Annotated in this window: 13 protein-coding genes and 1 pseudogene; 10 read left to right on the forward strand and 4 right to left on the reverse strand. The window is 63.3% G+C overall.

The genetic code is table 11. The features are described 5' to 3' along the window. Positions 1 to 1,144 (reverse strand): annotated as a pseudogene (locus ABI546_RS03165) (recombinase); the annotation flags it as partial. 22 nt (positions 1,145 to 1,166) lie between these two features. Continuing rightward, positions 1,167 to 1,562: a Co2+/Mg2+ efflux protein ApaG gene (gene apaG / locus ABI546_RS03170; RefSeq protein ID WP_348044048.1), complete on the reverse strand. Its 396-nt coding sequence runs from the start codon at positions 1,560 to 1,562 to the stop codon at positions 1,167 to 1,169. 97 nt (positions 1,563 to 1,659) lie between these two features. Between apaG and rpe the strand changes: the two genes are divergently transcribed. The 4 genes from rpe to ABI546_RS03190 all read left to right on the forward strand — a co-directional run bounded on the left by rpe (position 1,660) and on the right by ABI546_RS03190 (position 7,456). Continuing rightward, on the forward strand, positions 1,660 to 2,355 hold the full coding sequence (rpe, locus tag ABI546_RS03175; protein ID WP_348044029.1) for a ribulose-phosphate 3-epimerase: 696 nt from the start codon (positions 1,660 to 1,662) through the stop codon (positions 2,353 to 2,355). Positions 2,356 to 2,443: 88 nt separating this feature from the next. Then, positions 2,444 to 4,012 carry an adenylate/guanylate cyclase domain-containing protein gene (locus ABI546_RS03180; protein WP_348044031.1) on the forward strand — a complete coding sequence of 523 codons (1,569 nt, stop codon included), beginning with the start codon at positions 2,444 to 2,446 and terminating at the stop codon, positions 4,010 to 4,012. Between the two features lie 136 nt (positions 4,013 to 4,148). Further along, positions 4,149 to 4,904, forward strand: a complete 756-nt coding sequence (locus ABI546_RS03185; RefSeq protein ID WP_348044033.1) for a response regulator — start codon at positions 4,149 to 4,151, stop codon at positions 4,902 to 4,904. A gap of 38 nt (positions 4,905 to 4,942) precedes the next feature. Further along, on the forward strand, positions 4,943 to 7,456 hold the full coding sequence (locus ABI546_RS03190; RefSeq protein WP_348044035.1) for a PAS domain S-box protein: 2,514 nt from the start codon (positions 4,943 to 4,945) through the stop codon (positions 7,454 to 7,456). A 98-nt stretch (positions 7,457 to 7,554) separates the two neighbouring features. Here the strand turns inward: ABI546_RS03190 and ABI546_RS03195 are convergent, their stop codons facing one another. Together ABI546_RS03195 and ABI546_RS03200 are read right to left on the reverse strand one after the other, a co-directional pair. Further along, positions 7,555 to 13,686 (reverse strand): YDG domain-containing protein, encoded by a 6,132-nt coding sequence (locus ABI546_RS03195; RefSeq protein WP_348044037.1) that lies wholly within the window; start codon positions 13,684 to 13,686, stop codon positions 7,555 to 7,557. Positions 13,687 to 13,775: 89 nt separating this feature from the next. Then, positions 13,776 to 15,512 carry a ShlB/FhaC/HecB family hemolysin secretion/activation protein gene (locus tag ABI546_RS03200; protein ID WP_348044039.1) on the reverse strand — a complete coding sequence of 579 codons (1,737 nt, stop codon included), beginning with the start codon at positions 15,510 to 15,512 and terminating at the stop codon, positions 13,776 to 13,778. A gap of 147 nt (positions 15,513 to 15,659) precedes the next feature. Between ABI546_RS03200 and ABI546_RS03205 the strand changes: the two genes are divergently transcribed. From ABI546_RS03205 to ABI546_RS03230, 6 genes are all read left to right on the forward strand, one after another. Then, positions 15,660 to 16,304 carry a response regulator transcription factor gene (locus tag ABI546_RS03205; protein ID WP_348044041.1) on the forward strand — a complete coding sequence of 215 codons (645 nt, stop codon included), beginning with the start codon at positions 15,660 to 15,662 and terminating at the stop codon, positions 16,302 to 16,304. Next, positions 16,304 to 18,178 carry an ATP-binding protein gene (locus ABI546_RS03210; RefSeq protein WP_348044042.1) on the forward strand — a complete coding sequence of 625 codons (1,875 nt, stop codon included), beginning with the start codon at positions 16,304 to 16,306 and terminating at the stop codon, positions 18,176 to 18,178. Before ABI546_RS03205 ends, ABI546_RS03210 begins: the two co-directional genes overlap by 1 nt. Positions 18,179 to 18,712: 534 nt before the next feature. Next, positions 18,713 to 19,216: a helix-turn-helix transcriptional regulator gene (locus ABI546_RS03215; RefSeq protein WP_348044043.1), complete on the forward strand. Its 504-nt coding sequence runs from the start codon at positions 18,713 to 18,715 to the stop codon at positions 19,214 to 19,216. Between the two features lie 467 nt (positions 19,217 to 19,683). After that, positions 19,684 to 20,997: an SGNH/GDSL hydrolase family protein gene (locus tag ABI546_RS03220; protein WP_348044044.1), complete on the forward strand. Its 1,314-nt coding sequence runs from the start codon at positions 19,684 to 19,686 to the stop codon at positions 20,995 to 20,997. Between the two features lie 154 nt (positions 20,998 to 21,151). Beyond that, positions 21,152 to 21,634 (forward strand): GreA/GreB family elongation factor, encoded by a 483-nt coding sequence (locus ABI546_RS03225; RefSeq protein ID WP_348044050.1) that lies wholly within the window; start codon positions 21,152 to 21,154, stop codon positions 21,632 to 21,634. Positions 21,635 to 21,913: 279 nt separating this feature from the next. Continuing rightward, positions 21,914 to 22,699 (forward strand): hypothetical protein, encoded by a 786-nt coding sequence (locus ABI546_RS03230; protein ID WP_348044046.1) that lies wholly within the window; start codon positions 21,914 to 21,916, stop codon positions 22,697 to 22,699. Positions 22,700 to 22,958 lie beyond the last annotated feature (259 nt).

Consider the following 22,958-nt stretch of genomic DNA (forward strand, 5'->3'; position numbering starts at 1 on the left):
GGATCAGGATGAAGCTTGCGGCATACATGACGCCGGACCAGAAGCCGCTCCAGAACGCTGAGAGGGCTACGCTCACAATCATGAACTTGAGCAGCGTGGTGAAGGCTGTGATGGCGCCGCCACCCATGGCCTTGCCCAGCATTTCGCGGTATTCCTCCCGCGTGCGGGTGATGTAGGTTTCGCCGGTCTCGGCGCTGCGCTCTGCCACCTTGGCCGACAGCAGCGTGGAGTTGGCGCTGATCAGCGCACCTATGCTTTTGCCCTCTTGCGCCGTGATGACGCGGCGGCCCAGCAGCTTGACGGCCGCCATCGCAGGCTTGGGCGAGACCAGGCTGTCGAGCAGCTCGCGCACGCGCAGGATACGCTCCCGAAGCTGGCGCAGGCGAAACACCATGCCCACCGAAATGCCGTTGTCTTCCAGGTGCGTGTAGATGCTGTTGACGGCTTGCCGGCAGGCGTCCAGGCGTTCGCGGTATTGCGAGATCGCGGCCTGTAGCTGCGCCTCATCCCGGTCGGGTTTAAAAAAGGCATTGCGCAGTTCATCAATGTCTGCCGGAAGTGCGTGAAATGAGCGCGCATGCGGGGTGGCGCGGTTCATGCGAAGGCGAAGCTCCGGTGCAAAGCCGGTCGCCCGTATTTGCGCCGTGCAATAGGTCAGCGCATCCACCAGGCTGTAGTGCCAATGCATGGTGTCCAGTGGGGGGCTCGCCGACAGCAGCGATGTCAGCCGCGCAATCTGCGGCTCGTCCAGCGCGCCCAGCCATTGGGCGTCAAAGCGCGTGGACGCGACCAAGGGAAAGAGCTCTGAGGCGTCAACAGTTTCGGGCGTGCCCGGCAGCAGCTTGCGGCGCAGGCGCTCGGCCAATTCACTCACAAAAGCCGTGCGCGGTGCAAAGCCGAAGTCGGCCAGCAGCGTGGTGATGTCAACGGTCTGGATCAGTGTTTGCCACCAGGCCCGCAGCTTTTCCTGCAGCTCCGGCTGGCGCTCGACGGCGTCCATCAGCGCCTGGACCCGCGCCACCGCGGCCGGCACTGAGGTCTGGTCGCCCCGTATCCACTCGAACAGCTTGATCAGCCAGACATGGCGTTGGGCCAGGCCCGCATGGGGGTCCAGCGCCTTGAGGAGAGAGGCAAGGTCTTTCATCGGCCAGTCAAACCCCATGCGGTCAATGCAGCACCCGGCCGTGCGCCGCTCCGCCGTTTTGCGCTTCCAGCACAAACATCGGAATAGGGGCGTCAAAACGTTCGCCGTCTTCGGCCACGCAAAAATAGCTGCCATGCATGGTGCCGCTGGGCGTGCGCAGGCGCGATCCGCTGGTGTACTGGAAGGACTCTCCCGGCTTGAGCAGGGGCTGATGGCCGACCACGCCGAGGCCTTTGACCTCTTCGTTGTGGCCGTTGGCATCGCTGATGATCCAGTGGCGGGAAATCAGCTGGGCAGTCACGTCCCCGGTGTTGGTCACCGTCACGGTATAGGAAAACCCGTAGACATGGTCTTCGGGAGCCGATTGGTCAGGCTGGAATTGCGGAACGACTTCGCAGGAGAACTGGTATTTGGGCATGGCAGATAAACGGTTGGCGCCCATGTTAACCGCCTGCCGCACAGACCGTCATGCATGCGGGAATGACGCAGGAACGGCTTGCTGCGACAATCCGGCCATGCCTAAAACCACGCCGCCTACCTACCGGATTGCCCCCTCTATTTTGTCCGCCGATTTCGCCCGCCTCGGGGACGAGGTTCAGGCCGTGATCGCTGCCGGGGCCGACTGGATTCACTTCGATGTGATGGACAACCACTATGTCCCTAATCTGACCTTCGGACCGATGATTTGCCAGGCGCTCAAACCCCATGCCAAAAAAGCCGACGGCACGGCTGTTCCGGTGGATGTGCACCTTATGGTCCAGCCCGTCGATGCGCTGGCTGCGGCGTTTGCCGACGCGGGCGCCGACTTCATCAGTTTTCATCCCGACGCATCGGGCCACGTGCACCGCAGCGTACAGGCCATCAAGGCCAAGGGCTGCAAAGCCGGACTGGTGTTTAACCCGGCTGCGACGCTGGATGTACTGGATTGGGTGATTGACGATATCGACCTCATTTTGATCATGAGCGTCAATCCGGGCTTTGGCGGGCAAAGTTTCATCGACTCGGCGCTGCGCAAAATAGAAGATGCGCGAAAACGCATTGATGCGTCCGGGAAAGACATTCGCCTGGAAGTCGACGGCGGCATCAAGGTCGACAACATCGCGCGCGTGGCGTCGGCCGGTGCCGATACCTTTGTCGCGGGCAGCGCAATCTTCGGAAAGCCCGACTACAAGGCGGTGGTTGACGCCATGCGGGTGGAACTGGTGAAATAAGGCAGCCTGCAACGATGCAGCCCCGTGTCTACCCGCGCGAAAGCTGGCAGGGCCGCAATCGCTCCCACATTCATGGAAGAGCCTCCTCATGACTGAACCTGTGAAGTCGCCGGCCGGCGGGGCTGCTGCAGCGCGGCGGGCCCGCATCCTGGTGGTGGACGACACTGAGGACATCCGTTATTTCCTCACCGCGCTGCTTCAGGATAAATACGAGGTGATTGTTGCCGCGTCAGGCGAGGCCGGCCTGCAGGCCGCGACGTCCGGTGTGCGCCCCGAGATCATCCTGCTGGACGTGATGATGCCGGGCATGGACGGCTATGAAGTGATGCGCCAGCTGGCAGGCGACGCGCGCACGGCCGACATACCCGTGATCTTCTTGACGGCGCTTGCCAGCGTCGAAGAAGAGCAGTACGGGTTGGACCTTGGAGCGACCGACTACATCACCAAACCCATCAGCCCGCCCATCTTGCTGACGCGCGTCAGGCTTCACCTGGAGCGCAGCGCCAACGCCAAACGCCTTAAATCGCTGTCGGAGCAGCTATCGCGTTACCTGGCGCCTCAGGTCTACCAGTCGCTGTTCGATGGATCGCGCCAGGCTGAAATCGAGACGCAGCGCAAATGGCTCACGGTGTTTTTCTCGGACATCAAAAATTTCACTGAATCGACCGGAAAGTGGCGGCCCGAAGAGGTCACATTCCTGCTGAACAGTTACTTCGAAGAGATGTCGCAGATAGCCGCCGATTACGGCGCCACCCTCGATAAATTCATCGGCGATGCCATTGTGATTTTTTTCGGAGACCCGCATACCCTGGGCTTGCGGGAAGATGCGCTGCAATGTGTCCGCATGGGCGTTGCCATGCTGAAGCGGCTGGACGAGCTCCAGGTGCGTTGGAAGGCCATGGGCGTCGACAAGGCCTTTGAAATACGCATCGGCATCCACTCCGGGTTTTGCGACGTCGGGAATTTCGGCAGCAAGCTGCGCATGGACTACACCATCATTGGCCGCGAGGTGAACCTGGCTGCCCGGCTTGAGCAGGCCGCAGAGCCGGGCCAGATATTGATTTCAAGCGAAACCCATGCGCTGGTGCAGGCCGATATCCGGGCAGAGGCGCGGCCCGCCGTGACAGTCAAAGGATTTGCAGACCCCATTCCCGTGTATGCGGTGCTAAAGACAGCCTCGATACCGCAGACTGGCGCCACAGCGTCCCTGCCGAAGCCATTGGAGCCCGTGCCTGCTGCCGCAGCAGCGCCGGCAGGCCCTGCTGACATGTCAGATGCGGCCTTGCCTGAAAGCATTGCCGGACTGGACATCGGCCTGGGCCTGACCCGCGCAATGGGCATGAAACCGCTCTACCTGTCGATGCTTCGCCGCTTTGTTGACGGACGCCGCGATACGCCGCGGCAGGTTCGCGAAGCGCTGGACGCCGGCGACCTGAAGAATGCCGAGCTGTTGAGCCATTCCCTGCGAGGCGTGTCGGCGCAGATCGGCGCCGTCCAGGTACCGGCAGATGCCGCAGCGCTGGAGCAGGCCATCAATGAAGGCCAGCCGCGCCAAAACCTGGATGATTTGCTGCGAAAGCTGGAGTTTTCGCTGGGTGGCCTCATCGCCGCGTTGCAATCGGACTTGCCGCCGGCAGGGCCGGCGGCAAGTCTTTAGCAAAAGCGGCTGGTGGGAAGAGGGGCAGAGGTGTATCGTCTCCTTACATTGCCAGCCACTAGAATCAGAACGCATTCAGGCATCACGACCGGCACGACTACCATCGACGACTGTTCTCCGTGAAAGGACATCCACAGTGCATCCAAGCAACGTTTACGCGGTTACATCCAAAGGCCAACAGGAGCTGCGCAGCTCCGCGACGTCGATTTCGCAGCCGGAGATCGAATTGCTGGTGCGTCTTGATGGCGTCCTGACGGTTGCGCAGATCCGGCAGAGCGTCGGCGGGACAGACAATGCTGTCGTCGATGGCATTCTGGATTTGCTCTATGGCAAAGGCCTGATAGACCTGGTTCAGCCCGACCCGTTTGCGGCATCGCTGCAATTTCATCTCAGTCCGTCGGCCCTGACCGCGGCGGACGCCGAGGCCGATGCTTGCGCGGCCACGCTCAAGAAATCCAACTACTACGTGCGTATTGCGCGCAAACGTGGCGCGGCGCGCGTGCGCGCCGCCGGTGAGCGCTTGTCAGCCATCATCGTGGATGATGAAGAACATCTCGCCAAATTTCTGCAGAGCTACCTGACGTTCGAGGGCTTTGATGTGCGGACCGCCGGCTCCCGTGCCGAGATCGTCGCTGAATTTCGCAAGCAGCCGATCCCTGATCTGGTGCTTCTGGATGTGATGCTCCCGGATGCGGACGGCTTTGACATCCTGCTGCGGATTCGCTCTCATCCCGTGCTCAAGGATGTTCCCGTCATCATGTTGACCGCCAAGGCAACGCGCGAGTCGGTACTGAAAGGACTGGCGGGCGGCGCTGACGGCTACATCACCAAGCCCGTCGAGGCGGAGTCGTTGATCCAGGCGGTCCGTACGGTGCTGGGTACCCCCCAGTAGGCTGCGGCCGTCCCGGCGAACAGGCCTGAAGCTCAAGCATGAAACCTTTTCGCGCCAGCACCAACCTCGCCCTGTTCACGGGAATGGTTCTGATCGCGTTGAGCATCGCGGCCTCCTATGTCACCATCAATTCGCTGATCAGCGGTGCACAGAAAGAAAGCGATGCCCGCGAAACGGCGTTGCTCCTGCAGCGGGTGGTTTCCGAGTTCAAGACGGCGGAGTCCTTGCAGCGCCGCTATTTGCTGACCAATGCCCCAACAGATTTGGCCGAGTACCGGCTATCCCGTGCGCGCATCCAGGAGGCGTTGACGGGGGCTCGAGCAGCCACCAACGCTCCCGACTGGCGGGCCCTGGACGACGCCATTGCGCGCAGGGTGGAAGTGATGGAGCAGGCCGTCGCGGCGCGGCAGCGTTCCGGCCTGGAGGCCGCCACCGCCATCGTGGCTGGGCCTGTGAGCCGCCAGCTTCACGACGAGATTGAAAACCTGATCGACCGGATCAAGGGTGGCGACGCGGCAGCCCTGGAGCAAACCAAGACAGAAACCCGGCAGATTGCCCAAACCGTCAAACAGCTGCTCCTCATGGGGGGGGTGTTGTCATTGAGCATATTTGGCTGGGCGATTCAAAGGATGCTCCGGACCCAGGAAAAGCGCCGCCGTGCTGAAGCCCAACTCCTGGACAGTGAAGCCATGAGCCGCGCCGTGACCGAGAGCATGGCCGAAGGGCTGGTCACGGCCACGGCTGAAGGCCTGATCGTTCACGCCAACAGCGCGGCCCGGCATCTTTTTGGCTACCGCCTCGAGGACCTCGTGGGCCAGGAGGTCACCCTGTTGTTGCCGACGCGGTACCGCATGGGGTTCGGCGCCTTTTTCTCCGGGCTCAACGGCCGACAGCGCGGTTTCCGGGAGTGGGACGTGAAACTCCAGGGCATGCGTCACGACGGCACCGAGTTTCCGGTGAATGTCTCATTTGGCGACGTCAATGTGGGTGGGAAGCGGCTGTTCACAGCCATCATCCACGACATCACCGAGAGCGCCCGCATCAGCGAAGCCCTGCGCAGCAGCGAGGAGCAGTTGCGCCAGCTGACCGACACGGTACCGGCCCTGATTGCCTATGTGGATGCGCAGCAGCGCTTTCAGTTTCACAACCGTGCCTATGAAGAGGCGTTTGGCCTCAAGCCGGAGCAAATCCAGAGCCGGCCCATGCGGGAAGTGCTGGGGCCGGAACTCTATGAGCAAGTCAAGCCGCATGTGCGGGAAGCGCTCTCCGGCTACTCGGTGCGTCATGAGTTCGAGCATGTGACGGCCAGTGGTGACCGCCGCGAGTACGTCATGAACTATTTCCCCCGCTATGGGGAAAACGACGAGCAGGACATAGTCATCGGATTCGCGTCGCTGGGCACGGATGTGACGGAACTCAAGCGGATCGACCGCATGAAAACCGAATTCGTCTCTACCGTCAGCCATGAGCTGCGCACACCGCTCACGTCGATACGCGGGTCTCTCGGACTGGTTTGGGGCGGCGTTGCCGGTGAAATCCCGGAAAAAGTGAAAAATCTTGTGGGCATCGCCCAAAGCAATTGCGAACGCCTGATCCGGCTGATCAACGACATTCTTGACAGCGAAAAAATCGAGTCAGGCCAGATGCGGTTCGAGCTGCTTGCGGTGGAGCTCGAGCCATTGCTGGCGCGGGCACTGGCGGACAATGAGGGCTTTGCCGCGCAGCACGACGTCAAGCTGGTGCTACGCAAGGCCGAGCACCCTCTTCAGGTCTGTGTCGACAACGACCGGCTGATTCAGGTGGTCACCAACCTGCTGTCCAACGCCATCAAGTTTTCGCCCGCCGGAAGTTCCGTCGAAGTGACCGTGCGCAAGCATGGCCGGAGGGTCCGCGTGGAAATCTCCGACAAAGGCCCGGGTATCCCCGACGAATTCCGGCAGCGCATCTTTCAGAAATTTTCGCAGGCTGATTCGTCCGACACCCGCCAGAAGGGTGGCACGGGGCTCGGCCTGAGTATTTCCAAGGCCATTCTTGAACGCATGGACGGGAACATTGGTTTCACCACCGAGAGCAATGTGGGAACGACGTTTTACTTTGATTTGCCCGAGTGGCGGGAAGCGCCGCCCGTCACGGCGCCGGTGGGCCTTTATGAGCGCCCCCGCGTGCTGGTGTGCGAGGACGATCCGGACGTCGCCAAGCTCATCGGCATGATCATGGACAAAGGCGGCTACGACGCCGACATCGCCCACACGGCCGACCAGGCGCGGGACTACCTCAAGATGGAAACGTATGCCGCCATGACGGTGGATATCAAGCTGCCTTACGAAAACGGGCTCACGGTGGTCCGCGAGTTGCGCGCCGCCAAGCGCACCGCCACGCTGCCGGTGCTGGTCTTGTCCGTCATTGCCGCGGAGGCCCGCCAGCACACGGAAAATCAGTCGCTGGGTGTCTCGGAATGGCTTGAAAAACCACTGGATGAGCAGCGCTTGCTCAAGTGCATCAAGCGCGCCATCAAAAGCCGCTCAAACGGGAAGCGCGCTGGCGTTCTGTGAAGGCGCCGGCGGTTCGCCCGGGCTTGGCCTGCCCCGAAGAAATAACGTTGGAATGGAAAACGCCGCCGCCTGATAGCGCCGTCTGATGTCAGCACGCATCAGTCGCGCCTGCCAGTTCCAGGCCCGCTCGCAAGCGTTGGCATGCGAAGGCCCTCATCCACAATCCTGACCGGCAGCTCGCCGGAACAACCGCCGTGGCCGTCTGCCGCGGCGCAAGCGGCAAGCTTCCTGATCTCCGGCACTGGCAGGGGTGTCTGCATTTGCGCCTGCTCATAAGGTGTGCGAGTCGCAGAGCCACCTTGCGGCGCCGCGGTGATCGTAAAACTACCGGGGGTGTAGCTGATCATGTAGTTGCCATTGGCGGCCAGCAGCCCCTGGTTGATTGCATACGTACCGGGTTGCTCGCCCGGTACGCGCTGCAGCGCGCCGCTGAGCACCGACGCTGCAGTGTCTCCCACCGCGAATGGACCGGTTTGATAAGTCAGCAACGGGTCTGCCGTATAGATTTGCCTGGCCTGGTTGTCGGCCACCACCGACAGTGAAGCCGGGGTGATGACACCGCTGCCGTTACTGACGTAGCTGATGTTGTAGTTGTTGCCGCCGTTGCCATCGGCCAGTACCAGTCCCGCGGCGGTGAGCGTTTTGCCCATGCCGGCATTTTTGTTGTCGAAGGCCTGCGTGGCGGCGCTGGCAACTGTGTCGTACAGCGTGCCAGTGATCACGGGCGCGGCCGCCGAAGCAGTCGTGCCGTCATAGACACGGTTGTCGGCCTGCGCGGTCACCGTCAGCGCGGCGGGCGTGATGCTGGCCGTGGCCGCTGTCTGGCCAGTGATGGCGTAGTTCCCGGCGTCAGCGCCGCCATAACTGCCGGTCAGCGTAACGGCTTTACCGGTGGCCACGTGTTTGTCGGCAAAAGCCCCGGTGACGATGACCGAGAGGTCGTCACCGCCGATCAGGCCGGTGTAGATCGCGCCAGTGCTATTGACGGTGGCTGCGGTCGAACCGTCATACACCTTGTCGCTGGCCGTGATGCCGCTGACCGCCAAGGCTTTGGGTGTGATGCTGGCAGTGGTCGTGGCCTGGCCGGTGATGCTGTAGTTGCCGGCATCGGCACCGCTGTAGCTGCTGGCCAGCGTGACGGTTTTTCCGGTGGCTGCGTTTTTGTCGCCAAAGTTTCCGGTGGCGCTGACCGCGAAGCTATCGCCACTCACGATGCCGGTATAGATTGCAGCGGCCGTGTTGACGATGGCGGCGTTCGTGCCATCGTAAACCTTGTCAGAGGCGGTGACGCCGCTGACCGTCAGCGCCCTGGGTGTGATGCTGGCGGTGGTCGTGGCCTGGTCGGTGATGGTGTAGTTGCCGGCATCGGCGCCGCTATAGCTGCTGGTCAGCGTCACGGTTTTGCCGTTGACCACATTCTTGTCGCCGAAGCTGCCGGTGGAACTGACCGTGAGTGCATCGCCGCTCACCAAGCCGGCGTAGCTAGCGCCGCTGGTGTTGATGGTGGCGGCGGTATTGCCGTCGTAGACCTTGTCGCCTGCCGTGATGCCGCTGACGGTCAGCGCCTTGGGCGTGATGTCGGCCACCAGCCCGGCCGGGTTGCTGACGCTGTAGTTGCCTGCGTCGGCGCCGGACAGCAGGCCGGCGCCGCTCAGATTCACGGCCTTGGCATTGTCGACGTTCTTGTCGGCGAAGCTGCCGGTGACGCCACTCAGGCCCAGGGTCACGGTGTCGCCGCCTATCACCCCCGACAGCGCAGCAGCGCCGGTGTTCAACGTGGCGATGGTATTGCCGTCGTAGACCTTGTTGTCAGCGGTAAGGCCGCTGACCGTCAGCGCCTTGGGCGTGATGTTGGCGACCACCGCGCTCGGGCTGCTTACGGTGTAATTGCCAGCGTCCGCGCCGGTAAGCAAGCCTACTCCGCTCACTGTCACCGCCTTGGCATTGCCTGCGTTTTTGTCGGCAAAGCTTCCGGTGGCGCTGCTTAAATTTATTGCCACGCTGTCGCCCCCCAGCACGCCGGCCAACGAAGCCGCGCCGGTATTTAATGTGGCGGTGGTGTTTCCGTCGTACACCTTATCGTTGGCTGTCACGCTACTTACTGAAAGCGCCGCCGGCGTAATGGTCAGCAGCCCACCCACGATGTCTAAGCCCTGCTGATTTGAAAACGCGCTGTAGGTACCGACGTTGCGGCCGCTGGCGGCGGTTCCGGTGCGTGCACCCAAAGGCACCACCGCGCTGCCAGATTGTGATGCCGCGTTGTAGACCCTGTTTATGTTAGCTACGGTTTGCGCCACCAAAAAACTGCGCAGCAAGGGGTTGGTGCTGCCTTCGTAAATGCGCCAGGTGTTGCCAGTGGCGCCCAGGTTGTCGATGCTCCAGCCGGCAAAGGTGGCGGCCTGTTTCATCTCGGCGCTGGTCTTGCCGGTACCGTCTGCGCTGGTGGCCTGGCCGCTACTGGCAAGGTCCCAGTAGCTGTTGGTCACACCGCCAGCCGAGCTGCCGACCAGCCCGCCCACATTGCTGGGGCCGGACACCGCCCCGGTCGCATAGGTACGGTCCACTGTTCCCTGCACATGTTCGCCGATCAAGCCGCCTACCTTGCTTGCACCTGTGACCCTACCGGTGGCGTAGGCATCCGTGACGGTGCCTGCATTGCTGCCCGCCAGGCCGCCGACCAGGTTGTCCCCAGTGACCGCGCCGGTTGCGAACCCGCGCGCCACGGAGCCGCCGACCTCGATGCTGCCGACCAGTCCGCCTGCTAGGCCGCCGGTTGCCGACACGGTGCCGGTGGCGTAGCTGTCGGTCACGACGCCAGACGTGCTGCCGGCCAGGCCGCCCGCACCGGTGGTCGTGGCGGTCGCCGCGCCCGTGGCATGGCTGCCCGCGATCGTCCCGAGGTTCTCGCCCACCAGGCCACCCACCAGAGTGGCCCCGCTGACGATGCCACTCGCGACGCTGCGGGACAGCTCCACGTTGTTGCGGCCCACCAGACCGCCGATGCTGGTCCCGGTGCCGGTCACCGTGCCGGACGCGGAGGAATCGGCCACGATGCCCGAGTTGGCGCCGAGCAGGCCGCCGACGAAGTTGACCCCGCTGACATCGCCCAGCGCCTGCGAGTTCGTGATCACGGCGATGCTGGTCCCCGCCAGACCCCCTACCGCCGTCGACCCCGTGACGTCGCCGCTGGCCATGGCGTCGGCGAGCACGCTGCCATTCATGGTGCCGATCAGCCCGCCGACCTGGTTCCCCGTCGCGGTGACGGATCCGGTCGCCTGCACGCCGCGCAGTTGCGCACCGGCCTGCAGCACGTTGCCGACCAGCCCGCCGGCCCGCGCCAGGGTTGGGTCGGTGGAGGTCACGTTGCCGGATGCGCTGGAATCGGTGACCACCGCTGCCGGTGGCACCGGGGAAGCGGGGGGCGGTGCCACCAAGGGCGTGTTGGCGATCTCGCCAATCAGACCGCCGACGCTGCGGTTGCCCTGCACCGCGCCGGAGGCCCGGCCCCGGGTGATGGCACCGCCGTACTGTGCGCCGACCAGGCCGCCGACGTAGAGGCCGTCGGCCGGCGGCGGTGCGACGGCGGGCGCGGTGCTCTGCACCGACCCCGAGGCCGTGACGTCGGTAAGGATGCCCAGCGCGTTGTAGCCCACCGCGCCACCGACGTAGCTGCGGGCGCCAGTCACGTTGGCCGTTGCAGTAACCGGGTTCGACGTGGTGCCGGTGATGTTGCCGCCGTCGTTGTAGCCGACCAGACCGCCGACGAAGTTGGCGCCGCCCACCACCCCGCCCAACAGCGCCGTGCCCAGCGCGCTGGAGCGATCAATGGCGCCGCCGGTGTTGCGGCCGACCAGGCCGCCGACCTCGCCGCCCACCGCGGTCACGGCACCGACGGCATCGCTGTCGGCGATGCTGCCGCTGTTCAGCCCGACCAGCCCGCCGACCTGCGCGCCGCCGTTCACGGCGCCGGTCGCATGCGAGCTCACGATACTGCCGCCGTCCATGCGGCCGGCCAACCCGCCAACCGCGGTCGAGCCGGCGGTGAGACGGCCGACGGCGCCACTGGCCTGGCTGTCCTGGATGGTCGTGCCCGATGCCCAACCCACGAGCCCGCCGGCGGACGCCACATTGCCGGCGACGGCACCGGCGCCCACGTTGCCGGTCGCGCGGGCATTCGCGAGGGTGTCGCCCGAGCTCTGGCCGATGAGACCGCCGAGGTTGGCGCCCGGGCCGTCCACGGCACCGGATGCGGAGACGCGGTCGTACATGATGCCCGTGCTGGAGCCGACCAGGCCGCCGCGCAGCGAGGAATTGCTGCTGCCCCGGATGACGTTGCCCGTTGCGTGCACATCGGTGAGGGTGCCGCCCTGCAGCGTGCCGGCGATGCCGCCCGCACCGGTCCCCGTCACGACCGTGCTGCCCAGGATGTTATGCAGGGTGACGGCGGTGCCGACGCCTACCAGGGCGCCGACGTCCGTGCCGGCCTGCACCGAGCCGCCGACCAGCCGCAGGTTGCGCAAGGTGGCGCCGTCAGCCTGCCCGAACAGGCCGACCCTCGACGCGCTCGTTGGCAGGGAGATCGTGAGGTTGGACACAGAGTGGCCCAAGCCGTCGAAGGTGCCGGTGAACGTGCCCACCGGCGCGAAGCCGGCGCCGCCGTTCCAGCTGGCCGCGGCGGCGGCGTCGATGTTGTCGCCGAGTGCGTACCGGCCCGCCAGGTTGCCCTGCATGCCTTGCAGGTCGGTGGCGGTGGTCGAGCCCTGCGCACCGAGAGCTTTGAGCACCGTATAGCCCTCGCCATTGATGGTGAGAAAGCCGGTGCCGGCGCGGTCGAAATTGACGCGGCCGGTAAAGCCGGTCACCGGGTCGACAGCCACCTTGACCTTGCCGCCGGCAACGCCCGCATCGGCGCCGTTGGCGGTACCGGTGTTCATCACCAGAGCCGAACTGCCGGTGGCGTCCATTACCGCGCGGATATTGATGTCGCGTGCTGCGGTCAGCGTCAGCGTGTTGACGCCCCAGCTCACGTTGTCATTGACGTGGATGTCGCCGTCGCCGTCCGCGTTGCTGCCGCTGCTGGAGAGGATGGTGATGTTGCTGCTGGCCAGGTTGCTTGAAAGTGTGGCGCCGCTAATGTCGCCGCCGCTGTCGGCAATCGTGAAGTCGGCGGGGTCAATCAGCCAGGTGCCGGTTTTGCCCAGCTCAGCGCGCGTGCTGACACGTGTGCCTTCGGCCACCTTGACATGCGCGCCCGAGGTGTCGATGAAGCCCCCATCCCCGCCGTTGGGTGCGGACGCATCGAACGTGCCACCGACCTGCACCGTGCCGCCGTCAAAGCCGCCCAGCAGCTTGATGACGCCGCCGCGGTTTTCTAACGTGCGCGCCCGGATGACGCCGGTGTTGTTGACCACCGTGCCGGCCAACGCATCTGCCGCTTTGGCGGTGAGCAGAGCCACGCCGCCGTCGGCCTGCATCAGCCCGCCGTTGTGCACCAGCGCATTGACGGCGCCCTCGTCCACCGCGAGTTTGAGCAGACCGTCACCGGAAAAGTCCAGCGTGACCTGCTTGCCGGCAGCCAGCGCCACCGTGCCGAGGTTGGCCACCAGCGTACCAGTGTTGCTGACCTCGCCGCCAATCAACGCGATGCTGCCGCCGTCGGCGGCACGTATCGTGCCTTCATTGCGCACGCTACCGCCTCTGCCCGTGCCATCGCGCAGCACATAGCGCCCCGCCATGAAGTCGGCATCGCTCATGCCCAGCGTGGAGGCCACCAGCCCGCCGACGCTGACCTGCGCGCTTTGGCCGAACAGCACGCCGTTAGGGTTCAGCAAAAACACCTGGCCGTTGGCGTTGAGCCGACCCAGGATCTGACTGGCCTCGGTACCCAGCACGCGGTTCAGCGCGATCGCGCCAGCGCCGGGCTGCACGAAGTTGACGGTTTCGTTGCCGGCAATGCCAAAGCTCTGCCAGTTGATGGCGAGTTTGGGCGTGGACTGGGTGATGGTGGTGGTGTTGCCGCCTTGCGTGATGCCGCCCTGGCCCACGCTGACCTGGCCGCCCGTGGGCGCGGCCAGCGCTTGCGCCGCTGCCAAACCGGCGGCGAGGGTCACCGCGCGGAGCTTGCGCTCACGCTTTCCCAGGCTGCGTTTGCCCTTGCCGCTGGCCGTTTCGGCCACGGCTTCAAAGCAGGCGCTTGCTTCGTTCCAGATGACGCGGTAGGTGTGGTTCATGGCGGTTTTCCTTCGGTTGTGAATCAAATCGGGCTCCAGCCCTTTCAGGATGTGCGCAAGCAGCTATCAAATATGTAGCATGTGGCAACTCAAAAACTCCTGGACACCTGCAGCCACAGCCGCTCGCCGCGATCCGGCTCGACAGTGGCCGCGCCGCCGTGCAGCTTGCGCGCGTAAAACAGCCGGGCGCTCCAGCCGTCGGCATGCGCCCAGTTCAGGCCCAGGCCGACGCCCGACAGGCTTCGCCGGTTTGACGCGCCCGCGCCGGGCAAGGGCTGTTCATTACCGTAGCCAACGGCCGCATCGTAAAAACCGGCCAACTGCCAGCCGGCGTCCAGGGGGTATTGCAGTTCCAGCGTCAGCAGGCTGGCGCGGTCGGACGGCGCTTCGCCCTGCGGGTAAGCGCGCACAGCGCCCGCACCGCCAAGCGGCAGCTTTTCGGACGAGTCCAGGTTCTTGCTGGCCCATTGGCCGGTATAGGAAACCAGCAAGTTGGCCTTGCCGACACCTTGCTGGCGCACGGCCAGCAGGCCCAGCTTGCCGAAGCTGCCGGCGCTGCGCACGGTGGCCTCGTCAACGGCCAATGCATCCGCACTGTTGATGGCCAGCTGGCCGCGCGTATAGGTGGCCGAAAAACCCCAGGCGCCGCCGCCACCGCTGTCGCGTGCGTCACCGGAAAGGCCAAGAGTGAGCAGATTCAGGTGCTTGCCATCGGCCGAACCGACGAGGTCGATGCGGTCGCGCAGGCGCTTGTGCTCGGCGCTGACTTGCGCGTTCAGGTTGTGCATGCGTGAGCGCAACAGCGGATGGGCAGCGAACAGGGTGACGATGGAGGCGTCGCCATGCGCCTCCAGGTTTGCAAACTCCCTGCCCAGGCGGTACCTCATCACCGAGACGGCAGCGCCCGCACGCGTGCCGTTACTGCTCACCGGCAACTGCCACCCCAAGCGTGCGTAGTTCATATCGCTCCCGGCGGTTAATGTGCGCAGGGACAGGAGGTCACCCAGGCCGGCCGGGTTGTTGAAGTACAGGCTGGCACCTACTCGTTCGCGGCCAGTGGCACGGCTGCCGAAATTGTTGGCCTCCAGCAAGCCTGTGACGGCAGGCCCCCGCTCAACTTCCACCACCAGCTCGCTGGTGCCGACCGACGCACCGGGCTGCAGGGTTGAGCGCACCGCGATGCCGGGCACGTCGGCTGCCAGCAGGAGCGAACGCTCCAGTGCTGCGTCGTTCACCAGCTCGCCCGGTACCAGTGCGGCCAGCGGGAGCGGCGCAGGCAACTCGCCCTGGGGCTTCACGGTGATGGCGCTGTAACGGCCCTCCACGATGGTGATTTCCACCACACCGCCCCCGATGTCCTGCTGCGGCAGGTAGGCGCGCGCCACCGTATAGCCGTGCTGGCGATAGAAGCGGCTCAGGCGCACCGCCAGTTCCTCAAGACCGGTGAAGCCAAGCTCGCGCCCGATGGCATCCTGCACCACCATGCGCAGTTCCGCTTCAGAAAAAGCGGTGGCACCTGAAATTTTTATGTGCGTCACCCGCACCTGGATTGCAGCATCCCCCGGTGATGCCTGTGGCGCCGCGGGTACCGCGACCGGTGCTGCAGGCAGCACAGCCGGTGCATCTTCGCGGGGCACGGCAGCCGCAGGCCTGAGCTGCTGCAGCACGCTGCCGGCATCGGGAGGACCGGTCGCCGCCGCAGGTTCCAGTCCGGCCAGACACGCGGCTCCGCACAGCAGGGCCGCGGTGCGGCGCACGGGAGAGGCGTAGACGCCCTGGCGCAGCGGCAGCGAGAGGCCTGTCGTAGAGCGGGTAGTGGTTTGCATGCCGCGTATGGTGTCGGGCCGGGAGGGCAATCGCCTCCCCTGATTCGGGGAGACGGCCCGATTTTTTTTGCAGTCAAATAGGTACACCCACTAAAATTCACTGCGGCTCCGCCAGCCCAACAACAACTGAAAGAATCAAGCGCACCCATGTCCATCCTGACCGTGACCCTGGTGGAAGATGACGCGCCGATTCGCGAGGAGTTCGCCCGCATGGTGAGTGAAGACGTCGGCCTGAAGCTGCTGGAGGCCGTGGGCTCCTGCGCGGAGGCGCGGCGCAGTTTTTCATTTGCACAGCCCGACGTGGCGCTGATCGACCTGGGCTTGCCTGATGGCGACGGCACGGAACTCATCGCCGAGCTGGCGCGCCGCTCCCGCCCGACCAGCATTCTGGTGGTGACGATCTTCGGCGACGAGGCCCATGTGGTGCGGGCCTTGCGAGCCGGCGCCCACGGCTATCTGCTCAAGGACACTCCCACCGCGGAGTTCGGCCGCGCGATCCGGGCCGTGAGCGAAGGCGCGGCGCCGCTGTCCCCGCGGGTGGCGAGTTACCTGCTGCGCAGCTTTGCCACGCCGACGCAAGACATGCAGCGCTGGCCGCTGGAGCCACTGACACCGCGCGAAAAAGATGTGTTGCTGGCTGTCTCACAGGGCTTGTCGGTGCCAGAGACCGCGCGCCGCCTCGACGTGGCGCCGTCCACGGTGGCCGCACACATCAAGAGCATCTACGGCAAGCTGGCGGTGCACTCCCGCGTGGAAGCCGTGAATCAGGCGCGCGCCCGGGGATTGATCTAGTGACGTGTCGTGCCGGACGGATTGCCCGCGCACTGGCCGGGCTGGGCCTCTGGCTGGGCACGGCTTGCGCGGCACACGCCGTGCAGCCTGTGGACCTGGCGCAGGTCCAGGCGATCCAGAGCAGCGCCCTGCGGCCTGCGCAGGTGGATTTCAGCGCAGCGGTCCCGCTGACGCTGCCGGACAACTGGCGCAAGGACCGCCCAGGCTTCAACGGCACGGTCTGGTACCGCGTTCACCTCGATGCAGCGCTGCAGGCCCTGGGAGCGCAACCGGCCGCCGAGCCCCTGGTCCTGATGGTGCCGCGGCTGGCTGACACCGGCGCCATGTGGCTCAACGACGAGCGGCTGGACCTGGGCGCAACGGGCGGAACGGCGCGCAACCAACCCTTGTGGGTGCCGCTGCCGCGCGCGGCCCTGCGCCCTGCCGGGAACGTGCTGCATGTGCGCGTGCAAGGCAGTGCCGCCACGCGCGGCGGCCTCACCGAGCTGCGGCTGGGCCCCCCAGCGGCGCTGCGCCTGGCGTACGAGACGCGCTGGCTGTTCCAGACCGGCGTGCCGGCGGTTCTCACCTTCGCAGTGGCCCTGAGTTTTTTCGCGGCAGTGCCGCTGTGGCTGAAGACGCGGCAACATATCTTCCTGCTGTTCACCGCGATGTGCCTGGCCTGGTCGCCGCGCGCGCTGCTCATTCTCAGTCCCAGCGCGTCGGGCCCCACGCCGATGGGCCTGTTTGCCGCGCTGGTGGGCGCGCTCATCTGCAATGTGTTCATCCTGCTGCTGGTGATCGACCTGAGTGGCTGGCACACACGGTTCTGGCGGCGCTTCGTGCGCTTCGTCTGGGCACTCACTGCCACCGTCAGCGTTGCCGCCCTTGTGCTGGCGCTGCGCGGAACGCTGCGCCCTCTGGAGGCGGCGCTGCTCCATCTACCGTTCTATGCGGCCATCATGATCCCGCTGGGCGGATTGATAGCGCAGGCCTGGCGATCGCGCGGCCGGTCCGAGGTGGTCATGGCAATGTCGTTCACCGTGTGGCTGGGCGCGGTCACGCATGACATGACGGTGGCCGCGGGACTCTTGCCGCTGGCGAGCTTCTTTGTGGCTCCACTGCCGGGGCTGCTGGTGCTGCTTAGCCTGATCTGGCGCACCCTGGACAAGATGGCGCTGGAACGCGACGGCGCCCAGCGGGAGATCAGCCAGGCCGTGGCGCATGCCAGCACCCAGCACGGCCAGCGGCTGATCCAGCTCCGCGAGGAATTCGACATTGCCAAGGAAACTGAGCGTCAAGCCGTGATAGCAGCGGAGCGTACCCGGCTCTTGCACGACCTGCACGATGGCATGGGCAGCCAGCTCATCACCGCCTTGCGGATGACGCGGCGCGACGAGGTGCCTCGCGAGGAAGTGGCCCGCGTGATCGAGGATTCGCTGGAGGACATGCGGCTCATCATCGACTCGCTGGATCTGACCGAAAGTGACCTGTTGCTGTTGCTGGCCAACCTGCGTTACCGGCTGGAGCCGCGGCTCAACGCCATCGGGATCGGCCTGCAGTGGCAAGTGGGGCCGTTGCCGGAGATGGACTACCTGACACCGGAGACAGGCCTTTCCATCCTGCGCACGCTCCAGGAGGCCATCAACAATGCAGTGCGCCATGGCGCGGCCAGGACCATCACGGTGCGTGCGCGCGAAACCGCGACAGCTATTGAGCTGTCCGTCGCCGACGACGGATGCGGTTTCGACACACGCGGCACCCCCGCCCCGGGGAAAAGCCAGCGCGGCCTGGCCGCCATGCGCCTGCGCGCACAAAAGGTGGGCGGCCACGTCCGGATCTCCAGCAGCGCGCAAGGAACCTGTGTGACGCTGGCGCTTCCGCTGCACCGCTGACGGTGGCCTTCCTGCCTGCCGGCGGGAAGGAAGGTGTGTGGATCTGGAACTGCTTTCAACCTCGACCGCCTGTGATGACTGTTTGATACCCTATCAAGTTCACCCGCTTGGGGAGGGGCATTTATTTTGAATTCCATGAACTTGAACCACGAGCTGGTCCGAAGAAATAAGGTTTGAAACAGAAAAACTGCCGCGCCCTTCTGAAAACGTCGTTTGAATCGAAGGTGGATTCGGAATCATGGTGTGAAACAAGGGGCGCCGGACCGTTGTGAGCCTTGCTACCCATGGAATAGGGTTCGAAACGAGCGTCAGCGCTTCAACTGCGAGGGTCGATCGCACACGGATTACGTGACTGACTTCTGGGCTTCTCGGCTCTTTGCTTGTCACCCGAACGATAACTTTGGCGCCGCCGTTAGCGCCGATGCCGATCGCTAATAGTCCCTATACCTACCAGACTTATGAATTCCTAATATATTTGTCATCGATATGCTGGATATATTCGACAATTTGAGGGCGGGCTGGTAAGGTGCCGTGATGCCGATCCTCAGCGAGCTCGCCAATGTTGTAAAACGCCAGAGATCCGAAATGGGCCTCAGTCAGGAGCGTCTTGGAGAACTGGCAGGACTATCGCGGGCCACGATCAACGAGCTTGAAACTGGAAAGCTCGCCAATCTAAGCCTCACACGCGCCGAACGCTTGGTCAATCTGCTCGGCTTTGGGTTGGGGGTAACGGGTATCCGCAAGCCAAAATCAGATGAACAACCTGGCAATGCGCTAGAAATAGCAGCACGTTCAGGCAGCATTAGCTACAGCGAGCCCATACCGCCTGAGGCACTACGGCATACATTGATCACCGGCACGGTTCCTCCCAAGCACATTGCACAACTGCGGGCCGTGCTCGACGAGGCTCCGTTGAGCGTACTGTCAGCCGCCGCGGCTGAGATAGAAGCAGAGAGCGGGGCGCCTCGCAAGGCAACGTGGCAGAGAATGCGCCAGTTGGCTGTAGTACTAGCCTGTACCCGAGACATTTGGTCTTGAAGTCTGTTTTGTTGGTTGTCTGCGTATTCCGGTGTAACTGAACATCTGATCCGGAAATTCTTGACCACCTGCCTTCGAACTTCTGGTGATGACCCACAAGAAGTTTGGCGACTTGAGGAACGAGCGAACGACTGCTTTCGGGCCACAAGCAGACGCTGAAAGCGCCACGCTTCTTAGGACTTTGTGCTCTGCCGTTCGCGAAGCAATTTTGCCGCACTTCGCTTACCAGCGAACAATCGGTCTGGCTAATAGCTGAAACACGCTAGGAATGGCACTGAGCTGTCAGCTGCCTCGCTATTGCGTTCGCGCACGCGACCCTGAGCCGCGCGGCTAGTAGGGAATGATCGCCGCGCATATGCACGTCGCCAAGTTTGGGGCAAGGCGAAAGTTGCCACAGCACTTGTTAAATATTAACTTGCATTCACCCTAGCTCAACCGCAGAGTTGTTGGCTCACAGGAGGGGCTGCATGTCCAAATCGCGCTATCTAATTTCTCTTCTTCTCTCGCTACTTGCCATCTACGCAGGCTGCGCAAGCGCGCAGGATTCCCGGCCCGGGGAGTCCGCACCGAAAATGGACTCGGTCACGTCCCTCCGCTGCTTCTACTACACGGATAAAACCGGCGGTAGCGTCGCGACCAGCTACGAGTGGGGACTCGCCCCGGGAACGAACGAGTACTTCGTTTTGCACGGGTATTGGGAAAACGGCGGTTTTGGCGTGGGCAACATGTTCTACACGGACACCAAGCAGTCCGTGCTCAGAGACGTCTGTACCTCCACCTTGGTTGCAAAGGGGCGCTGGAAGTGGCCGACAGGTTTCTTTGCGGCCGCAAACGGTGTCGCGTCGTGGAACTACACCATCTGGACGAACGAGCCCAGCCAGCAGCCGTATGGCAAGCCAACAGAGCTCATCACCTTCGGGGACAGTCTGTCTGACACTGGCATCCTCTTCGCGGCAACCGATTGGGGTGTTCCGAACAGAGACGCTTGGTTCCTCGGGCATTTCAGCAACGGCTTGGTGTGGAGTGAGTACTTGTCTCGCATGACAGCGCTGCCGATGCACTCCTGGGCTGTGGGTGGTGCTCAGGTCTCAGGGGGCGGCACGCGCCCCTTGGGCGACCAGATGGCCAGCTGGTCGCGCTACATGAGCAAGGCCAAAAATTACCAGATCCAAAACACACAGTTCCTCATCTGGCTTGGGGCGAACGACATCATGGCGGAGCGCTCGCCTAGCAGCGTCGCTGAAGAGGTCGTCATCGGAGTTCGAACGCTCCTGGCCGCTGGAGCCAAACGCATTGTTGTCTTGAACCTTCCTGATATCTCGCGCGCGCCGATGTATCAAAAGGGCATGCGTAGTGGCGGGGCCAAGGTGCGCGTGCTTGTCGATGAGTTCAACGCGAAGCTGAAAACTGACCTAGGCGCGATCCAACTTGGGCTCTCGACGGGCCAGGACGTTCGTCTCATCGACGTGTTCGCCCTATTCAATGAGGTGCTCGATAACCCCTTGAAGCACGGCTTCACCGAAACCTACAACAGCTGCTTAGAGGTGCTTGTGGACTCGGCGGCCGCTTATGGGCTCAATTGGCCGAAAAGGCCCACATGCCGCGACGTGAACGGTGTGGGCTTCGTGTTCTGGGACCTCGTTCATCCAACGACCCAAATTCATCAGCTGATTGCGACAGCTGTGTGGAACCAGATTCGCCAAGCTTCAGGCGAAGTTCAGGCGCTTCCAGCCGGGTCTGACTATCTCGTTCGCCCGGTCGGCAAACCTACGGAGAATTGAGGAGAGCCGTGTAAAAAAGTCTTCCTTGCCGGAACGTTCTGGCCGTTTGAAAGATTTACGGCGCGCTGCCGAAAGCGCAATCTGGTCGACGGCCGGTGGAGTCCTTCATAATCGAGGCCTGCCTCCCGCTTGTCTGAGATGCCTACCTTTGGTCATGGATAAATTATTGCTGCAACAGCGGGTGCTGAAACGGCTCGCCGAAGACCTGCTGCAAGCCGAACAGGCAGCGCGGGCGGCCCATGAAACGGCGACCCACGAAGAAAACATCGCCGAAAGCAAATACGACACATTGGGACTCGAAGCCGCCTACCTGGCCACCGGCCAAGTCCGGCGCGCCGAAGCCATCCGCAAAGCGCTGGCCAACTGGCGCCAATTCCACCCGCGTCCCTACGACGTCAGAAAAGGTATACAGCTCGGCGCGCTGGTCTGCATGGTCGATTCCGACGACAAGCAGCAACACCTCTTTCTCGGCCCGGATGGGGGCAGCATGAAGTTGGTCAGCGGCACTCAGCTCGTTCAGGTCATCAGCAGCGAAGCCCCTTTGGGCAGGGCCATGCTGGGAAAATGCGAGGGTGATGAGGTGTCGATACAGGTCGCTCTAATCCGACAGCAGTTTGAGGTGCTACGGGTTTATTAAACCGTGAACGACTCCTGTGTCTCGAAAGCTGCAATTCTCAAGCCGGTGCTTTCGGGCCAATAGCAGCCGACGGCGAGGGGCCGCTTTCGGATAGGCTGTCGCCGTCTACACGCTTGCTGGCTCAGTCACGGTCCGCCAGAGCTTCCTTGCTCTATCGCCGGCGTCTCAGGCCGGATATGCTAAGCGTAGCGATTTCCGCAACTAGCTTTACCCTCACATGACCGTTGCTGGTCAGTCAGCTATTTTGGTACTTCGTGGTAGAAACGAATACAGATCGCAATGCTCAAATACCTCCGTAGCCTTTTTTCGCAAAGCCCTAAAGATTCGCTAGCCGATGGGCGGACGGCGATGTTGCCGACGCCCGCGCCCGTCACGGCGTCATCACCAGTGGTAGTTCCCGTGCCGGTCGTGGCGCACGTGCCCCAGGCACCACCGGTGCCAAATGAAGATCACCTGCAGTGTGCAATAGCGTTCACAGAATCGGAGGGTTTGAGGTTGGACGCGCCGATGTTGGGAAATCCCACGGACAACTTGCAGCTTCTTGACATCGTTGACTTCATCTCCGCAGGTCTAGACGAGCAGTTCGCACTCTATCGGGCTCAAAAATTCAATGTTCCGATGAAGCTGGGCGGTGATTGCGGCAACGTCCACTTCCTCATCGCTAAATCTATCCAGAAAATATATCCCGGCCTAGGGGCGAACTTTGTACTGGGCAATGTCTCGGTTGACGGGGAGGGAGGCTTTGAGTTCTCACAGGAAAAATTCAAAAGCTGGCGTCGAAACGGCGGCCACGGTGACATCTACGATTGCCACTCATGGATCACATTCGGCGATGGGATGATTCTCGACGCGACAATTGCGACCTGGGTCAACACGCGTCGCTACAGCACCAAAGCACTGGGCGGAATCTTGTACGGAATCCCGGGGGCTCTAAGTTGTATTCCAATTACGGGTGAGCCGCATGAGCCGCATAAGGCCATCCCAGCAACTACAAGTATCAAGTACACACCGATTGCACTAGGCATTGAAGCATTCCTGAGCGTTGCACCGAAATCGGCGCATTGACCTCGGTCTTACAGTCGCCAGTCACTGACTCCGCGCGCGGGGGACTCCGCCGCCGACTTGTTGAATGGCCGCATTCGGGCCGCGAGGTCAGCAGCTCCTTTTGGCAGCGGATAAACTTGCTACACAGGAGGCATCATGACCAAGTTCTTCGACGCGAAAGTCGATCTCGTTAGCTGTTGAATTCCGTCGAAATCTGACCCACTTATGGAGTGAACCCCTCGAGCTGGACCACGGGGTGCATCAGAACTAAGCCGCCTCC

Origin of the sequence: Polaromonas sp. (assembly GCF_039932935.1) — a bacterium.
Lineage (GTDB): Bacteria > Pseudomonadota > Gammaproteobacteria > Burkholderiales > Burkholderiaceae_C > Polaromonas.

Bases quoted from the DNA above. Each gene is read 5' to 3' on its own strand.
- ABI546_RS03215 (WP_348044043.1), top strand. From the start codon at position 18,713: ATGCCGATCCTCAGCGAGCTCGCCAATGTTGTAAAACGCCAGAGATCC.
- ABI546_RS03180 (WP_348044031.1), top strand. From the start codon at position 2,444: ATGACTGAACCTGTGAAGTCGCCGGCCGGCGGGGCTGCTGCAGCGCGG.
- ABI546_RS03225 (WP_348044050.1), top strand. From the start codon at position 21,152: ATGGATAAATTATTGCTGCAACAGCGGGTGCTGAAACGGCTCGCCGAA.
- ABI546_RS03190 (WP_348044035.1), top strand. From the start codon at position 4,943: ATGAAACCTTTTCGCGCCAGCACCAACCTCGCCCTGTTCACGGGAATG.
- rpe (WP_348044029.1), top strand. From the start codon at position 1,660: ATGCCTAAAACCACGCCGCCTACCTACCGGATTGCCCCCTCTATTTTG.
- apaG (WP_348044048.1), bottom strand. From the start codon at position 1,562: ATGCCCAAATACCAGTTCTCCTGCGAAGTCGTTCCGCAATTCCAGCCT.
- ABI546_RS03200 (WP_348044039.1), bottom strand. From the start codon at position 15,512: ATGCAAACCACTACCCGCTCTACGACAGGCCTCTCGCTGCCGCTGCGC.
- ABI546_RS03220 (WP_348044044.1), top strand. From the start codon at position 19,684: ATGTCCAAATCGCGCTATCTAATTTCTCTTCTTCTCTCGCTACTTGCC.
- ABI546_RS03230 (WP_348044046.1), top strand. From the start codon at position 21,914: ATGCTCAAATACCTCCGTAGCCTTTTTTCGCAAAGCCCTAAAGATTCG.
- ABI546_RS03205 (WP_348044041.1), top strand. From the start codon at position 15,660: ATGTCCATCCTGACCGTGACCCTGGTGGAAGATGACGCGCCGATTCGC.
- ABI546_RS03195 (WP_348044037.1), bottom strand. From the start codon at position 13,686: ATGAACCACACCTACCGCGTCATCTGGAACGAAGCAAGCGCCTGCTTT.